The sequence below is a fragment of the Sulfurovum indicum genome (assembly GCF_014931715.1).
In the GTDB taxonomy this organism is placed as follows: Bacteria; Campylobacterota; Campylobacteria; order Campylobacterales; family Sulfurovaceae; genus Sulfurovum; species Sulfurovum indicum.
Genome location: NZ_CP063164.1, coordinates 2,092,883 through 2,118,521, shown reverse-complemented (window position 1 = coordinate 2,118,521; position 25,639 = coordinate 2,092,883). Strand labels below are relative to the sequence as shown.

At 43.6% G+C, this 25,639-nt stretch carries 28 protein-coding genes; 21 read left to right on the top strand and 7 right to left on the bottom strand.

Going from position 1 to position 25,639, the window contains the following annotated elements:
* Window positions 1-7: 7 nt before the first annotated feature.
* From IMZ28_RS10500 to IMZ28_RS10465, 8 genes are all read left to right on the top strand, one after another.
* Window positions 8-1,177 carry an NAD(P)/FAD-dependent oxidoreductase gene (locus tag IMZ28_RS10500; RefSeq protein ID WP_197548543.1) on the top strand — a complete coding sequence of 390 codons (1,170 nt, stop codon included), beginning with the start codon at window positions 8-10 and terminating at the stop codon, window positions 1,175-1,177.
* Between the two features lie 380 nt (window positions 1,178-1,557).
* Window positions 1,558-1,947 carry a DUF6858 family protein gene (locus IMZ28_RS10495; RefSeq protein ID WP_197548542.1) on the top strand — a complete coding sequence of 130 codons (390 nt, stop codon included), beginning with the start codon at window positions 1,558-1,560 and terminating at the stop codon, window positions 1,945-1,947.
* Between the two features lie 2 nt (window positions 1,948-1,949).
* The gene (locus IMZ28_RS10490; protein ID WP_197548541.1) at window positions 1,950-2,372 is read left to right on the top strand and encodes a hypothetical protein; all 423 of its coding nucleotides are present in this window, start codon (window positions 1,950-1,952) and stop codon (window positions 2,370-2,372) included.
* An 85-nt stretch (window positions 2,373-2,457) separates the two neighbouring features.
* Window positions 2,458-2,979: a thiol peroxidase gene (tpx, locus tag IMZ28_RS10485; protein WP_197548540.1), complete on the top strand. Its 522-nt coding sequence runs from the start codon at window positions 2,458-2,460 to the stop codon at window positions 2,977-2,979.
* 93 nt (window positions 2,980-3,072) lie between these two features.
* Window positions 3,073-3,651 (top strand): L,D-transpeptidase family protein, encoded by a 579-nt coding sequence (locus tag IMZ28_RS10480; RefSeq protein WP_232087478.1) that lies wholly within the window; start codon window positions 3,073-3,075, stop codon window positions 3,649-3,651.
* A complete protein-coding gene (locus IMZ28_RS10475; RefSeq protein ID WP_232087477.1) occupies window positions 3,573-4,052 on the top strand; it encodes a hypothetical protein in 480 nt (159 codons plus the stop codon). The genes IMZ28_RS10480 and IMZ28_RS10475 overlap by 79 nt, the downstream gene beginning before the upstream one ends.
* Before the next feature lie 20 nt (window positions 4,053-4,072).
* Window positions 4,073-4,666 carry a L,D-transpeptidase family protein gene (locus IMZ28_RS10470; protein WP_197548539.1) on the top strand — a complete coding sequence of 198 codons (594 nt, stop codon included), beginning with the start codon at window positions 4,073-4,075 and terminating at the stop codon, window positions 4,664-4,666.
* Window positions 4,667-4,753: 87 nt separating this feature from the next.
* Complete coding sequence (locus tag IMZ28_RS10465; RefSeq protein WP_197548538.1) at window positions 4,754-5,245, top strand: Lcl C-terminal domain-containing protein; 492 nt, start codon at window positions 4,754-4,756, stop codon at window positions 5,243-5,245.
* An 11-nt stretch (window positions 5,246-5,256) separates the two neighbouring features.
* Here the strand turns inward: IMZ28_RS10465 and IMZ28_RS10460 are convergent, their stop codons facing one another.
* Together IMZ28_RS10460 and IMZ28_RS10455 are read right to left on the bottom strand one after the other, a co-directional pair.
* Window positions 5,257-6,033, bottom strand: coding sequence for a UDP-N-acetylmuramate dehydrogenase (locus IMZ28_RS10460; protein WP_197548537.1), 777 nt, complete (start codon window positions 6,031-6,033; stop codon window positions 5,257-5,259).
* Window positions 6,034-6,226: 193 nt separating this feature from the next.
* Window positions 6,227-7,093, bottom strand: coding sequence for a menaquinone biosynthesis family protein (locus tag IMZ28_RS10455; RefSeq protein ID WP_197548536.1), 867 nt, complete (start codon window positions 7,091-7,093; stop codon window positions 6,227-6,229).
* A gap of 325 nt (window positions 7,094-7,418) precedes the next feature.
* Between IMZ28_RS10455 and IMZ28_RS10450 the strand changes: the two genes are divergently transcribed.
* The 13 genes from IMZ28_RS10450 to IMZ28_RS10390 all read left to right on the top strand — a co-directional run bounded on the left by IMZ28_RS10450 (window position 7,419) and on the right by IMZ28_RS10390 (window position 19,823).
* The gene (locus tag IMZ28_RS10450) at window positions 7,419-8,621 is read left to right on the top strand and encodes a hydrogenase small subunit (protein ID WP_197548535.1); all 1,203 of its coding nucleotides are present in this window, start codon (window positions 7,419-7,421) and stop codon (window positions 8,619-8,621) included.
* On the top strand, window positions 8,611-10,347 hold the full coding sequence (locus tag IMZ28_RS10445) for a nickel-dependent hydrogenase large subunit (RefSeq protein ID WP_197548534.1): 1,737 nt from the start codon (window positions 8,611-8,613) through the stop codon (window positions 10,345-10,347). Before IMZ28_RS10450 ends, IMZ28_RS10445 begins: the two co-directional genes overlap by 11 nt.
* 11 nt (window positions 10,348-10,358) lie before the next feature.
* Window positions 10,359-11,747: a hypothetical protein gene (locus tag IMZ28_RS10440; RefSeq protein WP_197548533.1), complete on the top strand. Its 1,389-nt coding sequence runs from the start codon at window positions 10,359-10,361 to the stop codon at window positions 11,745-11,747.
* A 148-nt stretch (window positions 11,748-11,895) separates the two neighbouring features.
* The gene (locus IMZ28_RS10435; RefSeq protein ID WP_197548532.1) at window positions 11,896-12,567 is read left to right on the top strand and encodes a DUF4198 domain-containing protein; all 672 of its coding nucleotides are present in this window, start codon (window positions 11,896-11,898) and stop codon (window positions 12,565-12,567) included.
* Window positions 12,564-12,989 carry a hypothetical protein gene (locus IMZ28_RS10430; RefSeq protein ID WP_197548531.1) on the top strand — a complete coding sequence of 142 codons (426 nt, stop codon included), beginning with the start codon at window positions 12,564-12,566 and terminating at the stop codon, window positions 12,987-12,989. The genes IMZ28_RS10435 and IMZ28_RS10430 overlap by 4 nt, the downstream gene beginning before the upstream one ends.
* A complete protein-coding gene (locus tag IMZ28_RS10425; RefSeq protein ID WP_197548530.1) occupies window positions 12,986-13,960 on the top strand; it encodes a transporter in 975 nt (324 codons plus the stop codon). Before IMZ28_RS10430 ends, IMZ28_RS10425 begins: the two co-directional genes overlap by 4 nt.
* An 8-nt stretch (window positions 13,961-13,968) precedes the next feature.
* Window positions 13,969-14,610, top strand: a complete 642-nt coding sequence (locus IMZ28_RS10420) for an energy-coupling factor ABC transporter permease (protein ID WP_197548529.1) — start codon at window positions 13,969-13,971, stop codon at window positions 14,608-14,610.
* Window positions 14,603-15,142: a hypothetical protein gene (locus IMZ28_RS10415; RefSeq protein ID WP_197548528.1), complete on the top strand. Its 540-nt coding sequence runs from the start codon at window positions 14,603-14,605 to the stop codon at window positions 15,140-15,142. Before IMZ28_RS10420 ends, IMZ28_RS10415 begins: the two co-directional genes overlap by 8 nt.
* Entirely contained in the window at window positions 15,135-15,920 is a 786-nt protein-coding gene (locus tag IMZ28_RS10410) for an energy-coupling factor ABC transporter ATP-binding protein (protein ID WP_197548527.1), read from the top strand. Before IMZ28_RS10415 ends, IMZ28_RS10410 begins: the two co-directional genes overlap by 8 nt.
* 222 nt (window positions 15,921-16,142) lie before the next feature.
* Complete coding sequence (gene recA, locus IMZ28_RS10405) at window positions 16,143-17,177, top strand: recombinase RecA (protein ID WP_197549857.1); 1,035 nt, start codon at window positions 16,143-16,145, stop codon at window positions 17,175-17,177.
* Window positions 17,178-17,621: 444 nt separating this feature from the next.
* Window positions 17,622-18,896 carry a phosphopyruvate hydratase gene (gene eno, locus IMZ28_RS10400; RefSeq protein WP_197548526.1) on the top strand — a complete coding sequence of 425 codons (1,275 nt, stop codon included), beginning with the start codon at window positions 17,622-17,624 and terminating at the stop codon, window positions 18,894-18,896.
* 15 nt (window positions 18,897-18,911) lie between these two features.
* A complete protein-coding gene (locus IMZ28_RS10395; RefSeq protein ID WP_197548525.1) occupies window positions 18,912-19,163 on the top strand; it encodes a hypothetical protein in 252 nt (83 codons plus the stop codon).
* A gap of 3 nt (window positions 19,164-19,166) precedes the next feature.
* Complete coding sequence (locus IMZ28_RS10390) at window positions 19,167-19,823, top strand: hypothetical protein (RefSeq protein WP_197548524.1); 657 nt, start codon at window positions 19,167-19,169, stop codon at window positions 19,821-19,823.
* On the opposite strand, the gene IMZ28_RS10385 is transcribed toward IMZ28_RS10390, so the two are convergent.
* From IMZ28_RS10385 to IMZ28_RS10365, 5 genes are all read right to left on the bottom strand, one after another.
* On the bottom strand, window positions 19,820-20,986 hold the full coding sequence (locus tag IMZ28_RS10385) for a cation:proton antiporter (RefSeq protein WP_197548523.1): 1,167 nt from the start codon (window positions 20,984-20,986) through the stop codon (window positions 19,820-19,822). The genes IMZ28_RS10390 and IMZ28_RS10385 overlap by 4 nt on opposite strands.
* On the bottom strand, window positions 20,973-21,821 hold the full coding sequence (locus IMZ28_RS10380) for a biotin synthase (RefSeq protein ID WP_197548522.1): 849 nt from the start codon (window positions 21,819-21,821) through the stop codon (window positions 20,973-20,975). The genes IMZ28_RS10385 and IMZ28_RS10380 overlap by 14 nt, the downstream gene beginning before the upstream one ends.
* Window positions 21,822-24,020 carry a type I DNA topoisomerase gene (topA, locus tag IMZ28_RS10375; RefSeq protein WP_197548521.1) on the bottom strand — a complete coding sequence of 733 codons (2,199 nt, stop codon included), beginning with the start codon at window positions 24,018-24,020 and terminating at the stop codon, window positions 21,822-21,824.
* Window positions 24,021-24,153: 133 nt separating this feature from the next.
* Window positions 24,154-24,720 (bottom strand): dCTP deaminase, encoded by a 567-nt coding sequence (dcd, locus tag IMZ28_RS10370; RefSeq protein ID WP_197548520.1) that lies wholly within the window; start codon window positions 24,718-24,720, stop codon window positions 24,154-24,156.
* 10 nt (window positions 24,721-24,730) lie between these two features.
* A complete protein-coding gene (locus tag IMZ28_RS10365) occupies window positions 24,731-25,549 on the bottom strand; it encodes a peptidylprolyl isomerase (protein ID WP_197548519.1) in 819 nt (272 codons plus the stop codon).
* Window positions 25,550-25,639: the final 90 nt, after the last annotated feature.

Here is a 25,639-nt window from a genome sequence, read left to right as displayed (position 1 = left end):
GCCTGAGATGACAAAAGTATTGGTACTGGGTGGTGGGTTTGCAGGAGTGGAAGCAGCGATCTATCTGCGAAAAAATGAGTTGGACGTAACACTGGTCAGCGACAGGGACTTTTTCTATATCTACCCGACATCGATTTGGATACCGACCGGTGATGCCACTCTGGAGGATGTTGCTGTGCCTTTGGATGAACTGGCATTTGCACATGGTTTCAAACTGATCGTCGATCCGGTCACGGCACTGGAGCCCAAAGAGAAAAAAGTAACTCTGGAGAGCGGACGTACACTTGAAGGGTATGACTACATCGTTGTGGCGATGGGACAGGACAAGATGCAGCATCCGGGGATGGAGCATACACTCTCTATATGCGGTAAACCTGAAGAGGCAACGGAACTCTTTAATCGTCTGGATGCCTTGGTGCGCAAAGGAAGCGGAAAGCTCGCTTTCGGATTTGGCGGGAACCCTAAAGATTCATCGGCAGTACGTGGCGGACCTGCTTTCGAGGTATTGTTCAATGTACATGATTTTCTGAAAAAGAAAGGAGTGCGTGACAAGTTTGAACTTACCTTCTTTGCTCCAATGGAGAAACCGGGACAGAAGATGGGAGAGAAAGCTCTTGTGATGATGGACAGGATGTTCAGCATGACAGATATTAAAAAGAAGGTCGGTTCAAAGATTACAGAGTTTGTTGAAGATGGTATTCTGTTTGAAGATGGTGAGAAGATCGAATCCGACCTTACTATGTTCATCTCTGCAGGTACAGGACACACTATTCTTAAAGAGTCCGGACTGCCGCTTAGTGAAGCAGGTTTTGTTGTGACCAATGAGTATAATGAAGTAGAAGATTTTGATGGGATCTATGCCATCGGTGATTCAGCATCACTGATGGGACCTGAGTGGAGAGCAAAGCAGGGGCATGTGGCAGAAGTTATGGCACGTAATGTAGCCTACAATATTTTTCAGAATCAGCAAAATATCGATTCCAAAGAGAGCTATATGGAACATTTGAATATTCTGTGTGTAATGGATACGGGAAACGGAGCAGCATTTGTGTACAGAAGCAGCAAAGGAGGGAAGATGATCCCGCTTCCGGTAGTCGGTCACTGGATGAAGAAAGGGTGGGGCTGGTACTGCCGTAACTCCAAACTAGGCAAGATCCCAAGACTACCTGGGATGTGAGACGCGTGAAGCAAACGACACCTGCGTGTCGTTTGTAGCGTCGAAACTGTGAAAGCCGTAAGTGAACAAGAATTGTTTCTTGTTCATAGGCTTGAAACCGGAGGTGCTGTCTCGAAGAGACCACCGAAGGAAGGATCATAACGACCCGTGAAGGCCGGGAGGCAATGTAAACGAAGTCAAACTGCTTTGCCTTTGCAATACAGAAACCGGAGACGATGTATTGAATGAAGCAGGAGAGTACCGCAGACAGGAGAGGTAGTTTACAGGAGTTGAACTGCACAGAAAGATCAAAAAAATATATCAAAATCTTATTACTTTCATAAGCTTTGCTTTATTTAAAGTAGCTACAATTCCAAAAAGTCAACAAAAAGGTATATATAATGAAACAAATTACTGTGATGGAAAAGTATCCGGTCTTTACGATGCAGATCGAAAAGAGCGAGACGGATTATCAGACGATCGATGAGATCTTTACCTATCTGAAAGTGCAGGCTGACCTGCATCCTGTTGCTACTTATATCGGAGAGTTTGACCACTATACGCATACCGCTTCATTGGATGTTGGGGAGATCAGTAGTGAGATTAAAGCGGCAAAGAACTTTATCTGTTGTTTCGGCAAGGTACTTCCCAAACCCGAAGTATTGGCAATCCGCCCACGTTCTATCGGGGTGGCAGAACTGGAAGATGCTTTTGTGGTCAGTTTTATGGAGGCACCAAACCCAGATGCCAATAAAGCAATGGAACAGTGGGTCAAAGGACTCCTTAAGTAGAAGTGAAAAGTTTTGCCCTGATCTTTTTTATCTCTCTCTTCTTTGCAGGGTGCAAAGAAGAGTATCCTGTTTATCAGCAGTTTCCTCAAGCCTCATTACAAAATTTTCCGTCCTGCCTGCACTATATGGTTCACATCAAAGAAGAGAGACAAGCGCTTTCTAAAGCATTTGCCAGAAAGGATGATCCTTTGTGTCCTTATCATGTAATGCTTACCAGATATCGTGTGGGTAACTGCAACAATCCTGTGGTCAAGAGTGTGGGCGGAGATTTTAACGGATATGTTCGGGTGGAGATCAAAAAAGGCTTTAAGTGTTACTATAAGATACAGTCTGATTACAAGAACAGCGAAGAGACTGCATTTGAGAGGGTATTGAAGCGTATCGAAAAAACCCAAAAAGAGCAGAAAAAAAACAAAAATCTCTAAATAGGATCAATTTTATCCTAATTAAGACTAATTTTATCCTAATTAGGTCATACTACGACTATCAAATTAAATTAAAGGATATTAAATGGCAACAGTAACATTTAAAAATGACATCGTATGTAATCTCGCAGGTAATGAAGTAAATGTTGGAGATACAGCTCCGGTAGTAACAGTAGTAAACTCCAACCCAATGCTTCAAGATGAGCAGGTAGGTGGAGAAGGTAAAGTTCAACTTGTAATTGCAGTACCTTCACTCGACACAGGTGTATGTGACGCAGAGACAAGAAGATTCAACCAGGAGGCAGCGAACCTTGAAGGTGTTGAAGTGATCACTGTATCTATGGACCTTCCGTTTGCAGCAGCAAGATGGTGTGGTGCAGCCGGTATTGAAAATATCAAAGTTTGTTCTGACTTCAGAAACAAAGATTTTGGTAACGCTTACGGTGTACTTTTGGCAGATGGTCCTTTGGCCGGTGTACTTGCAAGAGTAATCTTTGTAGTAGGTAAAGACGGAAAAGTTGCTTATAAACAAGTAGTTCCTGAAATTACTGAAGAACCTAACTACGAAGAGGCGATCGAAGCTGCAAAAGCTGCTGCTAACGCATAATTATCTTCTTTCAAAGCTCCTTAACGGGGCTTTGTCCCCCTTCTTTCCCCTTTCCTTATTTCAACCTAATTTTTATTTTGTTAAAATCACCCCATGAATATGAGACAGATTTCCCATTTTTTTTATGTATTGTTGCTGCTTTTGGTGGTTAACGGCTGCGGACAGCCTGATATACAGGGAAATCAGTATAGACTGGATGAGTGTAAAAAAGAGCTGCTTGAAGCAAAAGATTTTGACAAAAGCCAAAAAATAGACCATATTGTCGTCGTAAAGCAAGATCGGAAAATGTATCTTTTCCGAAATGGAAAGGTGCAAAGTACTTTTCCTGTTTCTCTCGGCAAAAACCCTATAGGGCATAAGATGCAAAAGGGTGATAACAGAACACCGGAAGGAACCTTCTGGATACATCGTAAACTATGTTCACCAAAATACTATCGTTCACTATGTATCTCCTACCCAAGACCAGAGGATGTGGAAGCAGCACAAAGACGTGGGGTTGATCCGGGGGGAAGTATTACGATCCATGCTCAGCCGACATGGAATGCTGATGGCCACGGTGACAACTATACGCTTGCACGCAACTGGACACAAGGGTGTGTGGCTGTGACAAACAGTGCTATGAAACAGCTCTGGTATGCCGTACGGGAAGGTGTTCCTGTTACTATCAAATAGAGGAGAGTCACATCAGCAGATATACCCAGAAACAGATAGACAAGTTCAATCGGCAGAAGTATATTACAGAACTGGAGAAGATCAGCAAGAATCTTTTCCGTATGTTAAGAGATGAGAAGGTCACTTCTCAAGAGTTTACGGTAAAATTTGAGCAGCTGAAGCAAAAACTGGATGAGAGGGAAGCAGTCCAGCTCGACTCAGAGTATCATCATCAGCTTAAACAGTATATAGAGCGGCTTTACAGAGACACGTGCAGAGTGGATAGTTTTGATGATGAGTGTTTTGATGATATACGGGAAGCGGAGATGAGCAATCTCAATCGTTTACAAAAACTGAAGAATGCAAGCAGTTACAAAAAAGACAAACATAAAGCACGACGGGAGAATGAGGATTGGGGATGATGAAAGATCAGAGAGGAGAAATGAAATTGAAAATTGTATTGGCATTGTTGGCGACAGGAATGATGTTTTTTATGGCGGGATGTGGAAAACCTGTATTTACCGGAAAGGTTGACAAAACACCCTATGAGACAAAAGAGTGCCTGAGAGAACTTGCACTGGGCAAAGAGATACGTCAGGAACAACGTATAGACCAATTGGTGGCATATAAGTCAAGGCGTATACTCGAAGGATACAGAAATGGTAAAAAAGTATTTGAATCCCGTATGTCGCTTGGGAAAAACGGAGATAAAGGAACAAAGCTTCAGGCAGGAGACTACAGAACACCGGAGGGTTCCTATACGATTGTGAGAAAGAAGTGTGATCCCAGGCTTTACAGATCGTTGATGATCTCCTATCCAAATAAAGAGGATCTTGCCAGATGTAAAGCCAAAGGAGTGTGTCCGGGGGGTTATATCACGATCCATGGTCAGCCAAAGTGGAATGCAGACGGAAGAGGGGATGCCTATACGCTTGCACATGACTGGACAGAAGGGTGTATGGCGGTACCGAACAAAAAAATGCTCCAGCTTTGGCAGGGGGTAAGAAATGGTACACCGATCACAATTCATCCTTAATTGACAGAGGCTGCAGGAAAATTTAGCTATCTTTGAGAAAGGTTATATTATCATATTGAATAATATTGGGCTATGAAGGAGAAATCTATGAAAAAAATGGTTACAGGTCTGGGTATTTTATTGGCTGCATCATTTGTATTTGCAGGCGGAAATGCAGCCAAGGCACTTCCGGCAGTTGCGAAGATCGGGAACCCATGTCAGGCTGAAACAGTCTATGTTGACTCCGATACAAATCTGATGTGGCAGGATGCACCTTATACAGATGCTGAGGACGGTGCCTATGCACGTGAATACTCTGCTGGTAAAGCAGGTAACCTGAGACATGCGGTAGATTACTGTCGCAGGCTCGATTATGCAGGGTACAGAGACTGGAGACTTCCGACAGTTGATGAACTGATGGCAGTTCACCGTATTGAAGGAGAGGTGTTTAAAAACTTCAGAGATAAAGATTTCTGGAGCTCCACGCCGACATCGGACGGGAAGTACTACGTGATATATCCGGCCGATGCCTATAAGTATAAAAGAAGTAAAAGCCAGTCAAACTATATTCGTTGTGTACGCTGTACCAAAAACAAGTAAAGAAATATCTATCAGAGGAGTTTGATCTCCTCCTCCAACAAGATCCCAAAGTCTTCTTTGACCCGCTCTTTCGCAAGATGGATGAGCACGATCGCATCACTATAGCTTCCTTGCCCCAGATTGACCAGAAAATTGGCATGCACACTGCTCCATGCCATATCTCCATGCCGGTATCCTTTTAGTCCTGCGGCCTCGATCAGTCTCCCGGCATGATCTCCGGGAGGGTTTTTGAATGCAGAGCCTGCACTGGGTTCATGAGGCTGATTGCTACGTAGAGAACGCAGTGTCTCAAGAGTCTCCTGATCAAATCCGGAACGGACCTTGAACTTTGCAGCTGTAGCAATGCCTCCGAGTAAGGCATACCGATACCCATGGGGTATCAGTTCTTTTTTTATCCATACGCCATTGATCTGGATGCTGTGTAGGATATTGAAGATCTCATAGGATTTCACTCCGGCATTCATGGCAAGCATACCACCCAATGTACCTGGCAGTTTTGCACAGAATTCAAACCCCGCAAGATCATGTTTTTTGGCATAACTGACAATACGTCCTGTCGGCGTTGCAGCACCGATCTCCAAAAAACCGTTTGCTTCTCTGAAGTAGGCAAAATCCTTGCTTAACATCATCAGAGGCGGAGGTGCCGGGGAGATGAGCAGATTATTCGCACTGCCGACAAGATAGCGGTCTGTCGGGATGGGATCATCTTTTTCTATCATCAGCACTTCTGTGGGCTGACCGATCCTGATACTGGAGTATTTGGAAAAGTCGATGATTTTAAAAAACAAGGAGTGCCCCTTGTTTTTTAGTGAAGAGTGAAGAGTAAAGAGTGAAGAGTGTTGGTATGCATTGCTGCGCAATGCCTTTATTATTAAAGGAAAAAAGGCTGGTTTTTGTTAAGTTTGACAAAAGTTCATTTAGTGTTATCATTCCTACTTCCTACTTCCTACTTCCTACTTCCTACTTCCTACTTCCTACTTCCTACTTCGCACGAAGTGCGCTGTACTCTTTGGGTATTAGATAGTCTTCTGTTTTGATCGGACACTTCCAAAGGTTATATTCGAAGCCTATTTGATAAAGTTTGTCCAGTGCTCTGAGTTGCAGGTCTGAGAGTTGAACAGACTCATCGGAGGCGTACATGTCCAGATATTTTTTAAGCATTTTATCTGAAATTCGTACGAGGCTGTCCTCCTCAAGTTTTGTGCAAAGCTCCTCTTTTCTTTCATTCGCGATCTTGACACCATCGATCAGAATGTTCTCAATATCGATCGCACGGTTCAGGGGCAGACTGCGTCGCAGGGCCATTCCTCCCAGGGGCAGCGGCAGGCCTTCTCCGGCAAGCTCGACCCAGATATCCCATATCTCTTTTTCGACTTCAAGGCTCTCGTCAAAGTCAAGGATTGATTCGTGGATAAGAACACCGGCATCCACCTTCCCGTTTATGACAGCTTCTTCTATCTCAAGAAAATCCATATAGACCGGGCGTGCATCAGGGTAATAGATACGAAAGAGCATGGCATTGGTTGTGTATTGTCCGGAAAGGGCTACTTTGAAATTGCGCTTGAGCCTTTTGTCTTTGCGGCGGATCAGTTTTGGTCCATACCCCTCACCAAAGCTGACTGCTGTGCGAAGCAGGGCATACTCCTCTTTAATCAAAGGGTACATACCAAAACTGATGGCACTGACATCATATGTTCCCTTGAGTGCCTCTACATTCAGTGTTTCGATATCGAGGCCAGTATTTTCAAACTTCAGTCCTTTGGTATTGACCCAGCCAAATTTTATGGCATAGTACATAAAGATATCATCGGCATCAGGAGAATGCGCTAATTGGATAGGGTTTGGCATGGGAGACTCACTTTATTTTGATTGGTGTATTTTAGCATATAGGGACAAAGAGTAAAATAAGTGTATATCACTGTTGTGTAAAAATGATTATTGTTTCAAGCACATTGGTTCAGAACGATGCATCTATCATACAAGGATTTAGCTTTTTAAGCCTTCTGAATGTGGAAGATTTTGATAGGTGAAGGCTTTAGGAAGGAGGATAGCAAGTGCCTGATCACTATCCTCTGTTTAAAGGTATGCATCTGCCGGTACCACTTAGATAACACTCCGCTAATTCAGAAATTAATATAATTGTTTACAACATCCATACAAAAAAGGATAAAAGATGGAAAAAGATTTGGCAATACAAAAATCCATATTTAGTAAGATTTCAGGTATTGATACCAATAAAGGTGATGATTTCTATGAAGATCTGTATAAGCGTTGTGAAGAGCGTATTGATGCATTACAGGCTGTAAACCCTTTTACCGAAGATGAGCTGGAAGAGGTATTGGTCGAGGAGGGATATAATCGTCGTGATTTTATGAAATGGGTGAGTGCAACAACAGCTATGTTGATGCTGCCCGGTTTCTTTGAACCCCTGGTAGCTAAAACAGTACAGGTACTGAACAGGGTGCCTGTGATCTGGATAAACCTTCAGGATTGTGCAGGAAACTCTGAAGCATTTTTACGTACAGATGGTCCTACTGTTGATGAATTGATTCTGGAGATTATCTCGCTTGAATTTCATGAATTGCTTATGGCACCTTCTGGTGAACATGCAGAACAGCAGCTGGAAAATGCCATGACTACTTTTAAAAATGAATATTTGCTTTTTGTGGAAGGTGCTATTCCTACAGCCGAAAACGGTATCTATGGAACCATAGGAACAAGCGGCGAAACATATGTAGACCACCTGGTCCGGCTTTCAGCTGATGCAAAAGCGATTGTCGCTGTAGGAACATGTGCTACGTTTGGAGGTATCCCCGCAGCTGCACCAAACCCGACCGGTGCCAGAGGAGTAATGGATATTGTGAGCAACAAACCTATTGTCAATATTCCGGCTTGTCCTGCAAACCCTGCGAATATGCTGGGTGTCATTCTGCTTTATGCTATGACGGGAGAACTGCCGGAGCTTGATTCGCTTTTGCGACCCAAGTTTGCTTTTGGTTACCGTATTCATGATGCATGTGAAAGGCGTGTGCATTTTGATGCGGGTGAATATGTGGAAGAGTGGGGGGATGCTTCTGCACAGGCTGGACACTGTCTTTACAAAATGGGATGTAAAGGACCTGTAACATTCAATAACTGTCCAACAGTAAAATACAACAGGGGAACAAGCTGGCCGGTTGCTGCAGGACATGGGTGTATTGGCTGTTCTGAACCGGGATTTTTTGATAAATTTGACAGATTTGAAGCACCAACGCCTTTTAATCCCAACTACAATCCTGCTTCAGATTTTCAAATCGCAGCAGGCATAGGCCTGTTTGCTGCTTATAAAACTGCAACACAGGAAGAGTCTGCACAGGAGGGATATCATGGCGAATAAACATATAGTAATTGATCCTATCACACGCATAGAAGGGCATATGCGTATAGAGGCTGTTATTGATGATGCGACAAACACAGTTGTAGATGTATTCTGTTCATCAACAATGTTTCGAGGAATTGAAACTATTCTAAAAGGACGTGATCCAAGAGACTGTGGTCTGATGGCAATGCGTATCTGTGGTGTTTGTACGGTAACACATTTTCAAAGAAGTATCGAAGCGGTTGAGAACGCATTTAATGTCCAGGTCCCTGCTAACGCAAGACTTATGCGTAATCTTATACAAGGGGCACTCTTTATGCATGATCATCTTGTCCACTACTATCATCTTCATTCGCTTGACTGGGTAGATGTCATCTCCGCACTTGATGCAGATCCCCATGCTGCAGCTACAGAGGCAGCAAAGTGGGCCAATGTTGCAGGTGAGACACCATGGACAGCAGATGCCGCGATATTTTCAGCGATGAAAGAGAGATTGGCAAAATTTGTTGCAAAAGGACGTTTGGGTATCTTTGGTAATGGATACTGGGGTAACAGCAGTTACAAGTTGACACCCGCACAAAATCTTGTAGCCATTACACACTATTTTCAGGCATTGGAAGTTCAAAGAGATTTAGGGCAGATGATGACCATTATAGGAGGGAAAGACCCCCACCCGCAAAGTCTGGTGGTTGGCGGGATCACTTCCATTAATGATATTCGGGACCCGGAGCGCATGAAGCTTTTCAGAGATCTTGCACTTAGAGTACGTCAGTTTATCAAAGGTGCCTATATACCGGATATGTATATGTTGGCTCAAATGTACAAAGATGAGATGAGTGCCGGTTCGGGTGCCGGGCTAAAAAGTTTTCTGGTATATGGCGGGTTTCCTCTCAATGACGGTCCCATTGAACAGGCTGCAAAACTTTTCCCGGGAGGGATCGTTCATAATGGTGATTTAACAAAGGTCACTGATTTTGATCCTGCACTTGTGACAGAGGATGTAACACATGCATGGTATGCTGCCCCATCTCCGGAACATCCCTCCGTCGGTACCACAACACCTGATTATACCGGATTTAAAAATATTACCAATGGCGTAGCCTATCTTGATACAGATAACAAATATTCATGGATAAAATCACCACTTTATGATGATCAGCGCGTGGAGGTGGGACCACTTGCCCGAATGATCGTCGGATATGCAAGAGGAGATGTACGTATTAAAGGATATGTAGACAATTTTATTACCCGTGCAAACATAACTGTTGATCATCTCTATAGTTCAGCAGGCAGAACTATAGGGCGCGCATTGGAGTCTGAACTTATGTCGGATATTATTACCGACTGGGTTGATGAACTCAATACCAATATTGCTTCCGGGGATTTAACAAGCTGGACAAAATTTGACTTCAATGCTGTAAGCCAAAATGCACAGGGATATGGTGTGGAAGAGGCACCAAGGGGTGCCTTGGGACACTGGATACGTATAGAAAACGGTAAAGTTGCCAACTATCAAGCGGTAGTTCCTTCGACATGGAATGCAGGGCCAAGAGATCATTTGGGTCGGTTGGGAGCCTATGAAGAGAGTATCAAAGGTCTTAAAGTGGCCAACATCAATGAACCACTGGAGATTTTGCGTACGGTACACAGTTTTGATCCATGTATCGCATGTGCGGTACATGTGGTAGATACACGGGGGAAAGAGCTTGGATCGTTTAAAGTTGACCCGATATGTGGACTGTAAAAGGAGATAAAATGAAAAATACATTTGCAAAACTGACAATACTGACCTTGACGGTATTTTTAATGAATGCTTGTGGAGGGGGAGGAGGAAGCTCAAGTGATACCACTGCTTCTACGACAGTTACGCTAAGTGTTACCCAGGTGCAGCCGGATACAACGATCATGGTCAGTTGCGACAATGGCTATACCGCAGAAATCGGGGTTGACAAAGATCCTGCAGTCAGCGTTAAAGAGAGTGATGATGAGAATGTACCTGTCAATGACAAGGTGGAACTTGATCTGCCAGAAAATGCAACCTGTCAACTTCTTATTACGACAGATACACCGTGTTACAAAACGATGCTTGTCACACTTGACAAAAATGATGGTGAATTTGATCTGAGTGATTTTTATGAACAAGAGTGCTCGACACCGACACCAACGCCAACACCTACACCAATGCCTCCGCCGGTTGGTATGAATAATGGTTTACATGACTGGAGAGCGCCAAGAGTGTATGCCAGGGTCAATGCAAACCCTGTCTGTAATCAAGATAAAATATTTTCACTTCGTCCGTATCATACCTCTATCGATACAAGATTTGTAGACTATACATCAACACCTATGTATCCTGAGGGGTATACGCTCAAAGCAGTACAGGCAAGAAATTCAAATGTGACTGTTGACTTACAGTATGATACAGCGGCAAAAAAGTGGATACATGAGTGTGTACCGGTCACGTATGTTGACAAAAAAGATATCTATCCATCCTATTGGGTAGAAGCAGTCAGCGATGCAAATGGCACAGTTGTCACCAAAGACCGTATCATAATGTATGATAGTGGTACGAATAATTGTATGGTGTGTCATGCTTCAAATTCAAAATACCCTTTGGCATATGCCAAAACAGGTCCGGCAAATCTTGCTGACCCCGAAGAGGACTATAAGATAAATATCTTAAGAAAGCATGATGAAGAGTATCCGGATGCAGTGCAGAACTATTTGACACAACTGCAAGCCGTGGGGAAAGACTATAATCCGGCAGGATTGGAAGAGACATCCAAAACCATGCGTGTTTCATGTACGGACTGTCATGGGATCAATGCGGTTCAAGGCAGTGGATTCAGTACGGTTCCTTCTCTTACAAATGCGATACATGATCTCCATGCCAATTTAAGCGAACCAAATATTACAGGGGCCAATAACTGTCTTACCTGCCACCCTGGTGAAACTATTGCCAAGACCTTCAATGGAGATATCGTTCATCCCTTTACATCGCAGTGGCGGGATGAGGATGGTCATGGAAAATGGGTAGAAGACAATGGGGTTGTCAGTTGTACACTTTGTCATGGCAAAGATTTGCGGGGAACCAAAATCGCAAATAATGTAAGTTGTTATGACTGTCACGGAAAAGAGTGGTAAACTCTGCGTGTGGCATGTAAAATAGATGAAAGATACAGAAAAAAGAAAAATTTAGTCCCTAAAATAGAGCAGAAGTTATAATTTTAATAACATTATTATTTTTGTTCCTCTATGATGCTCCTATCTATTTGATTGCAGGAGTATCATTTTGAAATTTGCGTTACTGCTTTTGCCTTTATGCGTTATTGCACATGATATTTGGATAGAAAAGCAAGACAGGATATCTGTTTTGCGCTATGGACACCTTCATCCTAGCCAGGAACACAAAGGGAATAAGATTATCCCTTATACGCCAAAGAAGATCAAAGAGATCATTTGTAAACATGGTACTGAATCAGAAACACTGAATATTCCCAGGGTATATCCGGTCCGTATCCGTAAGCATTGTGATGCTTTGTGCATTACATTAGATAACGGATACTTCACAAAAACCCCGTACGGTACTAAGAACCTTCCCAAAAACCGTTTGAAAATGTCTCTTAAAAGTTGGAGGAGTATTGAAAGTGTCAAGAGAGTTGACAGCAGTTCCGATACTCTTCTCTCCTCTGGCTTGGAACTTGTGTTGTTGAAAAGGCCTTCTAAAGCAGGAGAAAAGGCGACCCTGCAGATTTTTTACAATAAAAAGCCGCTTTCGGGCATACCTGTTGCGTATGACGGAAGTGTACGGGGACTTAGCAACAAAGAGGGAAAGATAAATATACGTATCCGCCACAGCGGTTTGCAGAACATACAGGCAACCTATAAAGAGAAGGCTGCAAACAGAGAGCTCGCCGATGAAACTGTTCGAACTGCAACATTAAACTTTGAGATTGAAGAATGAAAACGCTAACTATTTTTTTTCTTCTTCTGGGTACTTCATGGCTGCAGGCACATGACCTGCACCATACGGTTGTAGAAAAACAAGCCATCGTTGTGACATTTTCATTTGGTGGAGATACAGATTTCTCTTATCAAAAATATGAAATCTATGCACCTGACAGTGATATACCTTTTGCTGTCGGAAGAACAGACAGCCTTTCCCGTATCGTATTTCTGCCTGACAAAGCAGGTAAGTGGAAGATCAAAGCTATGAGTGAAGACGGACACGGGAAAGAGGTAGGGATTACGGTCGGAGAGGATTTTGCAGTAGAGGAGTACTCAAAAACGAATTTTGAGAAATTTCAAAAGCTTTTTGTAGGTATTGCGGTCATCTTCATGGTTTTCCTATTGTTGCAATTTTATCTTAAAAGGAGAAAGAAATGAAAAAAGCGGTTTGTCTATCTTTGCTTGCCGGAACTTTGGCTTATGCCCATCACGGCGTTGCCTCTTTGGGAGTAGCAGGGCTGGAAGGTCCCGGAGCACCATTGGAGACTACGAGCTCGGCTACTTTGCCGGAGGGTAAATTTTTGGTATATACAAGAGCAGAGTACATCTCATATACACTGGATACGCCACAGATAGACGGTGAGATGGAAAAGCATGAGTATTTCACCTACGCTCTGGGGTATGGCGTAACCTCCTATTTTGATGCTTATGTGTTTATACCCTATTTCACCAAAGAGGAGGAGGGAAGTGTCGGTACCAGCGGTTTTCATGATATAAAGTTCGCCGGTGTCCTGGGGTTTAAGTATGATGACGGCTTAATGCTGACACCTGATAACGAGAGTCTGGATGATATGGAAGATTGGCACTTTACGACCTCTTTTAATGTCTCAATCCCGACAGGTGATAAAGCGGTTAAGAAGCCGGACGGTACCCTGTATGACTATGGTATGCAGTTAAGCTTCGGTGCTCCTTCGTTCATGGTCGGTCTAAGTGCCACAAAGTGGTTCGGGGGAGATACAACGCTGGTCTTTGATACATCCTACAATACATTTTTCAAAAGCAGCTACAGTGACGGCGGAACCATGAAGTTCGGGGATGAAATACGAGCAAACAGTGCACTCTCTTACAAGTTCTACAGCAATATGCAAAAAAAGTTGAGAGTAGACGGTACTGTGGAAGCAAACTTTTTACATCTTGGTCGAGACAGGGAAAACGGTGTTGACCAAACAGCAACCGGTGGTGATATTTTATATACAACTGTTGGATTGAGGCTCTTTTATGAATCAGTCAGTGCTACTGTTGGAGTAAAGGTGCCTGTCTGGAAAGACCTAAATGAAGAAGCACTGCAGCAGGGGGCGGAGGGAAATGAAAGAACCAGACTTATCTTTACCTTTTCGTCACTCTTTTAGGAGTATGTATGCATATACCTGACGGTTTTATTTCACCGCTTACCTATCTGCCGGCATATGCGGCAAGTGGTATGCTGTGGTATCTGGCATCAAAAAAAGTCTCTCTTGAGAGTGAAACCCTCCCTTTTCTGGCAACACTTTCGGCATTGAGTTTTGTCTTCATGATGATAGCTATACCGCTTCCGGGAGGTACATCAGCCCATTTGAGCGGCATTGCTCTTCTGGCGGTTATTTTTGCTCCGTGGCTTTCGTTTTTGGCGACATCGCTTGTTTTGGTTGTAGAGGCATTTTTGTTTGGAGAGGGTGGTATAACCACCCTTGGAGTGAATATTCTGGCAATAGCGTTTATCGGAAGTTTCAGTGCCCACTTGATCTTTCGCCTGTTAAAAAACAGAAGTGAAACTCTTGCACTGTTTGCTGCCGGATGGCTGAGTGTCAATCTCTCTGCTCTTTTTATAGCGGTTATACTCGGACTTCAGCCCCTTATTGCTTCGGAAGGCAGTAAAGCACTCTTTTTCCCGTTTGATATTAAAACAACCACTTTGGCGGTTATGATACCGCATTTGATGATCGGTGTGGCAGAAGGAATTGTGACCATAGCGCTTTACAGATTTTTGAAAAAAAACTTCAAAGTGATTTTTAATGCATGATAAGAACTACTTCTACCTCTATCTGGCGGCACTTACAGGCATTACGTTTATACATAATACGCTGATACTTGCTCTGGTATTGGCCGGTGTGTTTATTCTTTCAAGAGAAGACCTTTTCTACCTTGTAAAAAAGACGCTGCTTTCCGTTCTTGTATTCAATACGGTTGTATCACTCTCTTATCTGCTGATGGGTCTGTATAAGGAGGTGGATTATACTTTTTTAGTGCTTTTTAACCTAAGGGTCTTTTTACTTACTTATGTGAGCTTTTGGTTTCTGGAGAGGGTCAATATCTTCAGAGTCCTTCCCAAGAAGGCAGCAGCACTGGTGGCGCTCTCTTTTTCTCAAATATATCTTTTTCGTAAGGCATTTCTCGATTTTTGGATGGGGGTTCACTCCAGATGGAATGGTTTTGGTTATCTCAAGTGGTTTAAATCGCTCAAGGCAATGAGCTTTTATTTTTTAAACAAAACACTTCATAACAGTACAGAGATTGGTATGGGAATGAAGAGCAGAGGATTTTTTGATGATTAAGGTAGAGAATCTCTTTTTTGAATATGAGGATTTCAGAGGGAGAAAAAAAGCGCTTTTAAAAGATATAAGTTTTGAGATAAAAAAAGGAGAACGGGTTGTTCTACTTGGGGTGAACGGCAGTGGGAAAAGTACCCTGCTGAAGATTTTGGATGCACTTGTTTTCTCCCAAAAGGGATATTTTGTTTTTGAAGGCAGTGAAGTTAGAAAAAAAGATTTCAAAAAGAGGGCCAAAGCGTTTAGGAAAGATGTAGCGTTCCTTATGCAGGACCCTAACACCCTTTTGTTCAATGCAACGGTCAGAGAGGAGATCGAGTTTGGTTTACGGGAGTTCGGTTTTGATGCGGTTGAAGAGCGTGCAATAGAGATCGCCAAGCGGTTCGATCTTGAGAAGTATCTTGATACACCTCCCTATTATCTAAGCGGTGGAGAGAAACAGAGGGTAGCATTGGCCGCTGTTTTGGCCATAGAACCGAAGGTATTGCTGATGGATGAACCCTCTTCCAATCTGGATCCACCCACAACAGGTTGGCTTATTGATCTGTTGAACGATATGGAGGTCACTACTATAATTTCCACACACAATCTCAGTCTTGCCTATGAATTTGGAGAGAGAGCATTGGTTCTTTCAAAAACGCATGAGTTGATTTTCGATGGTGCTTTGGAACAGCTTTTTTCAAACAAAGAGCTGCTGCTGAAGGCCAATCTGCTTCATAAGCACAAGCATCGACACAAAGGAATGGAGCACAGCCATTTTCATCTGCACGACTGGAAGGGATAGTTCATTTCTCTTTTTCCTCTGCCGTTTGGCGGTAATCGTATCGTCTTATAACGGTACTTTTGTATTATGTCTCTATTTTTTGCTTTAAAAGGGGAGTTTAGAGTAAAAAATATGACAATATGACATATTTTATCCCTCTTTTTCAAAAGCTGTTTACAATGGTACTAAATAATCAAGATTTGGATAAAATTCAAACAGAACTAAAGGAATAAGGATATGACAATGGCAATGGATGCACAGAAACAAAAAGCACTGGAGATGGCGATCAAGCAGATCGACAAGACATTCGGCAAGGGAACGCTGATGCGTCTGGGAGACAAAGAGTTTGAACCGATAGAGGCGATATCGACCGGTTCCCTGGGCCTTGATATGGCACTGGGGATCGGCGGTATGCCTCAGGGACGTATTATCGAAGTGTACGGTCCGGAATCTTCCGGAAAGACAACACTGGCACTACAGACCATTGCTTCGGCACAGACAAAAGATATGGTCTGCGCTTTTATTGATGCGGAACATGCACTGGATGTGGTCTATGCAAAAAACCTCGGGGTAGATACCGATAACCTTCTGGTTTCACAGCCGGATTTCGGTGAGCAGGCTCTGGATGTTCTTGAGACGCTGGCACGTTCGGGTGCAGTTGATCTGATCGTTGTAGATTCCGTAGCAGCATTGACTCCCAAAACAGAGATAGAAGGTGATATGGGGGATACCCATGTCGGACTTCAGGCACGTTTGATGTCGCAGGCACTTCGAAAGTTGACCGGGTTACTGCATAAGACAAATACCACAGTAATATTCATTAACCAGATCCGTATGAAGATAGGTACTATGGGGTATGGATCACCTGAGACGACAACAGGGGGAAATGCACTTAAGTTCTACTGCTCGGTACGGATTGATGTGAGACGTATCGCGACACTTAAGCAGGGAGAGTCTCAGATAGGGAACCGTGTGAAGGCAAAAGTTGTCAAAAATAAAGTAGCTCCACCATTCAGACAGGCAGAGTTTGATATCATGTTCGGTGAAGGTATCAGTTATGAAGGCGAACTGATCGACTATGGGGTGAAGCTTGACATTATTGACAAGTCAGGTGCATGGTTCAGTTATGGTGCAGAGAAACTGGGACAGGGAAAGGAGAATGCAAAGCTGACTATCAAGGAGAACCCTGAGCTTAGAACTGAGATTGAAGGGAAGATCAAAGAGGCGCTTGGATTTGGAGAAGCCTTGATAGTGGATGAGAAAGAGATGCAGGAGTAGTACAATACTTATTCCTGATATCTTCTTTTCTCTATAAAACAGGCTTTCCTACAGCCTATGACAGCTTTGTGCAAGAGTATCTTCCTTGCTGTAGGAGAAGTGTACGGCTCTTCCAAATAGAAGTTCCGGATTTTTGCAGCAAAGCTGACCGCTACTTGGGGCGCAGACAGCCGGATCTTCAGTCAATATTATCAAAACCATTTTTTTACTTCATTTTCTTATTATCGCACCAACTCAACATTTTAATTTTTGATACAGCAATTTCGTTCATAATAAAGGCAGGTTTTTGAAGGACTTGCCATAGCGAATTTGAAAAAGGTAATATGCCCCTGTTGAAATTCCAGACAAGCAGGTATTGATATCTCCAGACTCATTTAAGTATAGGGTTAATTTTGATAAAATAATAGATAACTATTTAATATGAAGATATGGGAAAGGAAAATAATGATTTTTATAGATGATGTGGTAGCAACAGAAGTAATGGACAGCAGGGGTAACCCGACAGTCCGTGCAACAGTAAGTTTGAGTGACGGCACAGTAGCCAGTGCGATCGTACCAAGCGGTGCAAGTACTGGAAAGCGTGAAGCTCTCGAGCTCAGAGATGGCGGTGAGCGCTATATGGGGAAAGGAGTACTCCAGGCATGTGAGAACGTCAACGGAGCAATCAATGATGCGCTTGTAGGGCTCAGTCCGTTCAACCAGGCAGAGATTGACCTGACGATGAAAGAGGTCGACGGGACACATAACTATGGCAATCTCGGTGCCAATGCGGTACTGGGTGTCTCCATGGCGGTAGCACGTGCAGCGGCGCAGTCACTTAAAATGCCCCTTTACCGTTATCTTGGAGGTGCCAATGCGGTAGTCATGCCTGTGCCGATGCTTAATATCATCAACGGCGGAGAGCATGCGAACAACTCTGTAGATTTTCAGGAGTATATGGTCATGCCTGTAGGGTTTGACAGATTCTCTGAAGGACTTAGAGCCTCTGCAGAGGTCTATCACCATCTTAAAAAGATCATTGACAGTATGGGTGAAAGTACTGCTGTGGGTGATGAGGGCGGATTCGCACCAAACCTTAAAAGCAATGAAGAACCTATTCAGGTAATCATGGAAGCAATTAAAAAAGCGGGGTATGAGCCTGGCAAGGAGATTGCTATCGCACTGGATGTTGCGGCGAGTGAACTGATTAATGAGGAAGGAAAGTATGTACTCAAGTCAGAGAACAGAGAGCTTACAAGTTCTGAACTTACCGCTTACTATGCCGATATGTGTGAAAAGTACCCTATTGTTTCCATTGAAGATGGTTTGAGTGAAGATGACTGGGACGGATGGAAAGAACTGACGGAAGTACTTGGAGAGAAGGTACAGCTTGTAGGGGATGACCTGTTTGTAACCAATGTTTCCATTCTTGCCGAAGGGATAGAGAAAGGGATTGGAAACTCAATTCTGATCAAACCGAACCAGATTGGTACGGTTTCTGAAACAATGCAAACGGTACGTCTTGCTCAGCGTTCAGGCTATACCTGTGTGATGAGTCACCGCTCAGGAGAAAGTGAAGATACCTTTATCGCAGACTTTGCAGTGGCACTCAATACCGGAGAGATAAAGACAGGATCAACTGCAAGGTCGGACAGGATAGCCAAATATAACAGGCTTTTGGAGATCGAAGCTGAACTTGGACAGTTCGAGTATCTGGGTGCATCCATTTTTAAAAAATAGAAAGGAGAAAGTCTTTTGGCAGATACAGGTGTGGTTGAAGGATTAGCAGGGTTGTCACTCAAGACACTGCTTATTACAACCATCGGTATTTTGCTTTTTGGTATTTATGTGGGTATTTTGATCTATGGCGAGAACTCGTTGACCGTACTGCAGCATCTTAAAGAGAAGAAGGTGGTACTGAAGCAGGAAGCACAAATCTTGAAAGCAGAGAATCAAAGGCTGCAGAAAGAGTATTTTGAGTTGAAACAATTAGAACCTAAGGAGTAGAAGATGAAACGATATGTATGGTTGGCGGTATTGGTAACGGCAGTAGGTATAAATGCCTCTGAGAACCCTTTTGAGCTGAATGAGAATTTTCAAAAGATCGAAAAAGAGCAGGAGGTCTTACTTGAAAAACTCAAGGTGATCGCTGCTGCACAGGAAGCAGATGATGAGGCGCTAGACGAAGAAGATGAAGAAGAAATAGAAGCAGAGGCGACAGAGGAAGATACCAAAGAGATTATCCGTGTAGAAAAAACAAAAGAAGAACAGATAAAAGATGATACTGCACGAAAAGCTGAAGCAGAGGCTAAAGAAGCAGAGGAAGCGAAGAGAAGAGCCGAAAAAGAGAAAGCCGAAAAAGAGCAGAAAGCGCTTGCTAAACTTGAAGCAGAGCGTGCTGCAGCGAAGAGAAGAGCAGAGGAAGCAGAACTGGAAAGACTGAAAGCGGAAAAAGCCCGTCTGGAAGCCGAAAAGGAGAGACTGGAAAAAGAGGCTAAAGCTAAAGCAGAAGCGGAGGCAGTAAAAACAGTAGAAACCAAAGCTGAACCTGTGAAAGCAGATCCTGAGGCGGAGTCAAGCATTGACATCAATATTAGCAGAGAAAAGATGGAAGCAGCCAAAAAAGCGGATGAGGAGTTAAAAAAGGCGATACAGGAGGTCGACTAAGAGGTGTGATCTTCCTTGACCTGTTTTGACTGCAATATCTTGATAGTTGCCATGACTATCAGGATTTCGAAAATACTGGCCAGTATCAACTGGTAATAACTTAGCAGATCCAGCAGTTTTGTTTCATATCCTATGGTTGCAACAGCCACAAGCAGGGTCAACGGCATAGAGAGAGACAGTCCGACAAGCAGAGCATCTCTTGAGCCGTTGATATGTTTCAGTGCAACAGCAGCCAGTATACGTGAAAGTATCATCAGAAAGGTGATCAGCAGCGCACCGGTCACCACTCCCTCCACAGCCAATGAACGTATATCAAATGATGCTCCTACATGGATAAAGAAAAGCGGTACAAGAAACCCAAATCCCAGACTTGACATTTTCATCTCCAGTGCTTTCTCATGATGGAAGAAGGCGGAGATCGCTACACCTGCGATGAATGAACCAAGTGCCAACTCCAGATCCAGTGCCAGCATGACGGTGATAAGAATAAAAAAGAGTGCCATAGCCAGACGGATATCCTGGTCAGAAGTATCAAATTTGGGTACCAGAGTGCTTTTAAGTTCCGGAAACCACCAAAAGAGCAGATGCAACAGGCGGTAAAGTATGTAAACAGTGAACATGAAAGCAGAAAGATAGCCGATCTTTTCCAGTAGTTCAAAGGTCAATCCGGTAGTAGTGGCAGCATCATAGATAGTCAGGACTGCAATAGAGATGATCTCTCCAAGAATCCCCGCAATGAAAGCCAGTTTGATCCATGGTTCTTCTTTTCCATAGGTTTTGGAGAGGGATGCCAGAAGGCCGATAGAGATAAGAGGCATAGAGATAATAATAATAGTATTTAAACCAAAAAGAAGACCAGTACCAATGGAGAAAGATGCCATGAGCAGCAAAAAGAGCATACTCTGGCGCAGTATGGTGCGGGAACTTCGGGTAATCTGTTTGAGATCCACTTCCATACCGGCCAGAAACATAAGATAGAGAAAGCCGACTTCTGCGATAAGGTCAAAATACTGGTTCTCTCCGATAAGTCCGAAATAGGCAAAGAGTGAACCGAGTATGATCTCTACCGTGGGGATGGGAAGGCGCAGGAACTTTGCCATAAAGGGGCTCCCCCAGATAAGCAGAGAGAGGGTAAGTATCAGAAGTATGTTAGTGTCTATCACAGCTTGTGGCTACCTCATAACCCAGTGCCTCCAGGACTTCTCTGTCTCTTTGAGGTGCTTCTCCCGGTGTGGTCAGGTAATTGCCAATGACAATGGCATTGGCACCGGCTTCGAACATTTTTGCTTCTTCTCCATGAAAGAGAAGCTCTCTTCCTCCTGCAACCATGAGGAGTTTTTCATTCCCAAGCAGATGACGCGCTTTTTGTATGATCTCTATGGCTTCATCCTGCTCAATATTTCGTGTTTTGATAGGAAGTGCAGGGTTGGGATGATAAAAGTTGAGGGGTGTAGACTCCGGCTCAAGTGAGGCTATGGCTTGCAGCAGGTCATTTCGGTCTTCTTCTCTCTCCCCCATTCCAAATATTCCCCCGCTGCAGAGTGCCAGACCGACTGATTTGACATTGAGACAAGTCTCATAGCGTTCTTCCCACTCATGGGTTTGACAAATATTCGGATAGTAGCGTTTTGAGGTCTCCAGATTATGGTTATAGCTGTCAAGACCATGCTGTTTGAGATAAAGAAGCTGTTCCTTGGATGCAGTACCGTTACAGGCAATAAGGTTGAGGCCGTCTATCTCTGCTTTGATCGCTTTTGCTGCCCGTGCAACAAAGTCCACCTTTTTGTCATCGAGTCCTTTTCCTGCCGTAACCAGGCAGTACCCCAGCGCACCATGTGCTTTTGCCTGCTTTGCCTCTTCTACGATCTGATCGATCGGCTTATAGTTATAGCGTTCAATGTCCGCATGGTAACGGACACTCTGTGTACAGAACTTGCAATCCTCAAGGCAGGTGCCGCTGAGGATATTATTTATGGCACATAAGAATATCGGCTGCATCTATTTCACCTCTTCTCTGTGTTTGCATTTGAAGCACTCATAGATCTCTTTTCCTCTGAGTGTCTTTTTCCCCATCATATAGTCACATTCGGGGCACTTTCTGTCCATTGGTTCAAAGTTTGCAATAAACTTACATTTGGGGTAGTTGGTACAGCCGTAGAATTTTCCGCGGCGACCTTCTCTCTCCTGCAGTTTCCCGCCACACTCCGGACAAGGAACATCAAGCTCTTTGGGAGGTGTGAGGGATTTGGCATTTTTGCATTTTGGGTATGCCGAACAGGCAAGGAACTTTCCTCGTTTGGAGTTCTTTATGACCATTGTCGAACCGCACTTTTCGCAGATTTCATCTGTCTCTTCGGGTTGTTCCACCTCAGTACCGTCTGTATTTTTGGTATATTTGCATTTTGGAAAGTTGGAACAGGCTATAAACTCACCATAGCGTCCTTTTCGAAGCAGAAGCTCGGAATCGCATTTTGGACACATTTCTCCTGTTGGCGTTGCTACTTTGAGGCTTTTAATGTTCTTTTTCCCTTCTTCTATTTTCTGAATGAACGGTGTGTAGAACTCTTTTAGAATGGTCTGCCAGTCTGTCTCTCCTTCTGCTACTTTATCCAGTGTCTCTTCCATCTGTGCGGTAAAGTTGCTGTCCACGATCTCCGGGAAATGCTTCTCAAGCATCTCTATGACTGTAAAAGCAATTTCGGTAGGATGTATACGCTTCTTCTCGATCTCGATATATTTTCGGGTCTGCAGTATGGTTATTGTCGGTGCATAAGTACTTGGCCGTCCAATACCCAGAGACTCAAGCTTTTTAATAAGGCTTGCTTCATTGTATCGTGCCGGCGGTTCGGTGAAGTGCTGCTCTTTTTTAATTTTGTCAAGCGTAACAGCTTCCCCCTCTTTGAGTTCAGGAAGCAGTTTGTCTTTTTCACTGTATCCGGTCACTTTGTAAAAGCCGTCGAAAAGCAGTTTCCTTCCGCTCGCTTTAAAAGTACACTTATCTCCCTTAAAGAGAATGGTTTGTGATTCAAGGAGTGCTTCGGTCATTTGGGAGGCGAGGAAACGGTTATAGATAAGTTTGTAGAGTTTAAGCTCATCAGCTGCCAAATAGCCGGCTGCTGTTTTTGGATCAAACTCGACCATAGTCGGACGGATAGCTTCATGGGCTTCCTGTGCTCCCTTGGATTTGGTTGCATAATTCTTTGGTTTTGCCGGAAGATATTTGTCTCCATAAATGTTCTGAATATGTGTCCGGGCTGCATCGACTGCTTCTTTCGCAAGATTAAGAGAGTCGGTTCTCATATAGGTGATGACACCCATTACTCCCTTGTCTGTTTTAACTCCCTCATAGAGCTTTTGCGCAACCATCATGGTTTTTTTCGGAGAAAAACCAAGCTGTGTAGAGGCTGCCTGTTGTAGCGTTGAGGTCATGAAGGGAGGCGGTGTTTTTGTCTTCCGCTGGGTTTTTTCAATGGATGAGACAATAAAAGATTCTGTTTGTGCGGCATTGACGATCTCCAGAGCATCTGCTTCGGTCTTAATAGTCAGTTTTTCTATCTTCAGGCCGTTATAGTCATAGATGGCTGCTTCGATCTCTTTTTGGAAAAGTGCATCGATGGTCCAGTACTCTTCAGGCTTGAATGCTTTGATCTCACGTTCTCGGTCTACAACCAGCTTGAGTGTTGCACTCTGGACACGTCCGGCACTGAGTCCCTTTTGGATCTTGCTTGCCAACAGCGGAGAGAGCTTATACCCTACGATACGGTCAAGCAGTCTTCGGGTCTGCTGTGCATCAACTGAATCCATATCTATTTTTCTGGGATTCTCCAGAGCATGTTCAATGGCACTTTTGGTGATCTCATGAAAAACAATGCGTGGTAGTTCGGTAGGCTCTTTGCCTATTGCTTTGGCAATATGATAGCCTATTGCTTCCCCTTCACGGTCCTCATCCGTTGCAATATAGACAGTTTCCGCTTCTTTTGCCAGCTTTTTTAATTCTTTGACGGTTGCATTGGCATCTCTTGGGATAGAGTATTTGGGAACAAGATCACCTGTTTCATCATCGATAGTGATACCAAATGTACTTTTGGGAAGGTCCCTGATATGCCCTTTGGAAGCGATGACTTTAAAGTCTTTGCCAAGGAAATTGGTAATAGTTCGTGCTTTTGCCGGTGATTCGACGATAATTAGGTTTTTCATCAATACTTACTTTATATAAGAAATTTTTGGCATTGTAGCACAAAAGTAAATAAAAGGATATAAGTCTATTTCACTTTTATTGAGAAAAAAGAGGAGAGGTGTAGCTATATGGTACAGAGTACCATATAAAATATTAGCTTTTTTTCAAGATTCTCGGAAGGGTGATACCAGTCTGTGCCTGATACTTTCCTTTACGGTCGGAGTAGGTTGTCTCACACTGTTCATCTCCCTGCAAAAAGAGTACCTGGGCAATCCCCTCATTGGCATAGATCTTTGCAGGAAGTGGGGTGGTGTTGGAGATTTCGATGGTAATGTGCCCTTCAAAGCCCGGCTCAAACGGTGTGACATTAACGATGATTCCACAGCGGGCATAGGTGCTTTTCCCCAGACAGACAGCCAGGGTATCTCGAGGCATTTTGAAATACTCTATTGTCCGTGCCAGTGCAAAAGAGTTTGGCGGAACAATACAGATATCCCCTTTGAAATCGACGACATTGTTCTCACTGAAGTCTTTGGGGTCTACTACTTCGGCATTGATATTGGTAAAGATCTTGAACTCGTCACTTACCCGGATATCATATCCGTAAGAGCTCAGCCCGTAGCTGACTACACCCTCTCCGACAAGTCCTTCGCAAAAAGGGGTGATCATTGCTTCATTAAGTGACTTTTCACGTATCCATTTATCTGATTTTAAACCCATATTTCCTCTTTTATCGGCGGATGATCTGAATATTGGCTTCAGTTTTCATCTTTTTGAAATAGTCTTTAAGTGCCTGTTCCTGCTGCTGCTGTCTCCAGCGTGCTGTAACGGCGGAACGTGCAGATTCGAACGGCATTTGTACTCTGCCCTGTTTGGAACGGACCCTGTAGACCACATATCTGTCACCGGCATTGATCGGTGTCGTGAACTTCCCTTCAGGTGTCTGCAGCAGCATTCCCATAAGTGCCGGATTCATATTTTTGGTATGCTTGGCCATCTTTTTGCTTCGGACCCCTTTGGTATTCCTGTCTTTTAGAAACTGTTTTATTTTCTTTTCTGTGGGTGCGGAATACTCGGTAACATTGATGACAGAAGGGATCTTGAACTCCGATTTGTGATTTTCATAAAAGAGTTTGAGCTCGTCTTTGCTTGGGGTCGGAATGTTTTGGGCGACCTTTTCCCGGAAAAAGACTCTTTTTTTCAGTAGATTACGAATGCTTTCCCGGTACTTGCTCCATGATGTTCCCTGTTGTTTCAGAATTTTCTGCATTTTAGATATTGTAAGACCGTTTTGTTGTGCAATTCTGGAGATCTCACGATCGATATCGCTCTCTGGGACAACAATCTCTTTCATCGCAGCTTTTTGCAGCCGGTCCTGGATAAGCAGATCGATTGCCTTCTGCCTGGAAATACCTGCCTGGGACTGTACTGCACGTATTTCAGCGGTTGTGACCGGTTCACCTTCGACGATCATCGCGATCGCATCAACCATTCTGGCATGACTGAAGGAGATCAGCAGCATAAAGGCAAAAAGTATTGATTTTTTCATGTAAAAGTTCCAATTGTCGTGTAAATTTCAAAAATTATAGCATAAGGATGGATAGAGTTAGGTTTTGGATATAATAATTTTTTAATATTG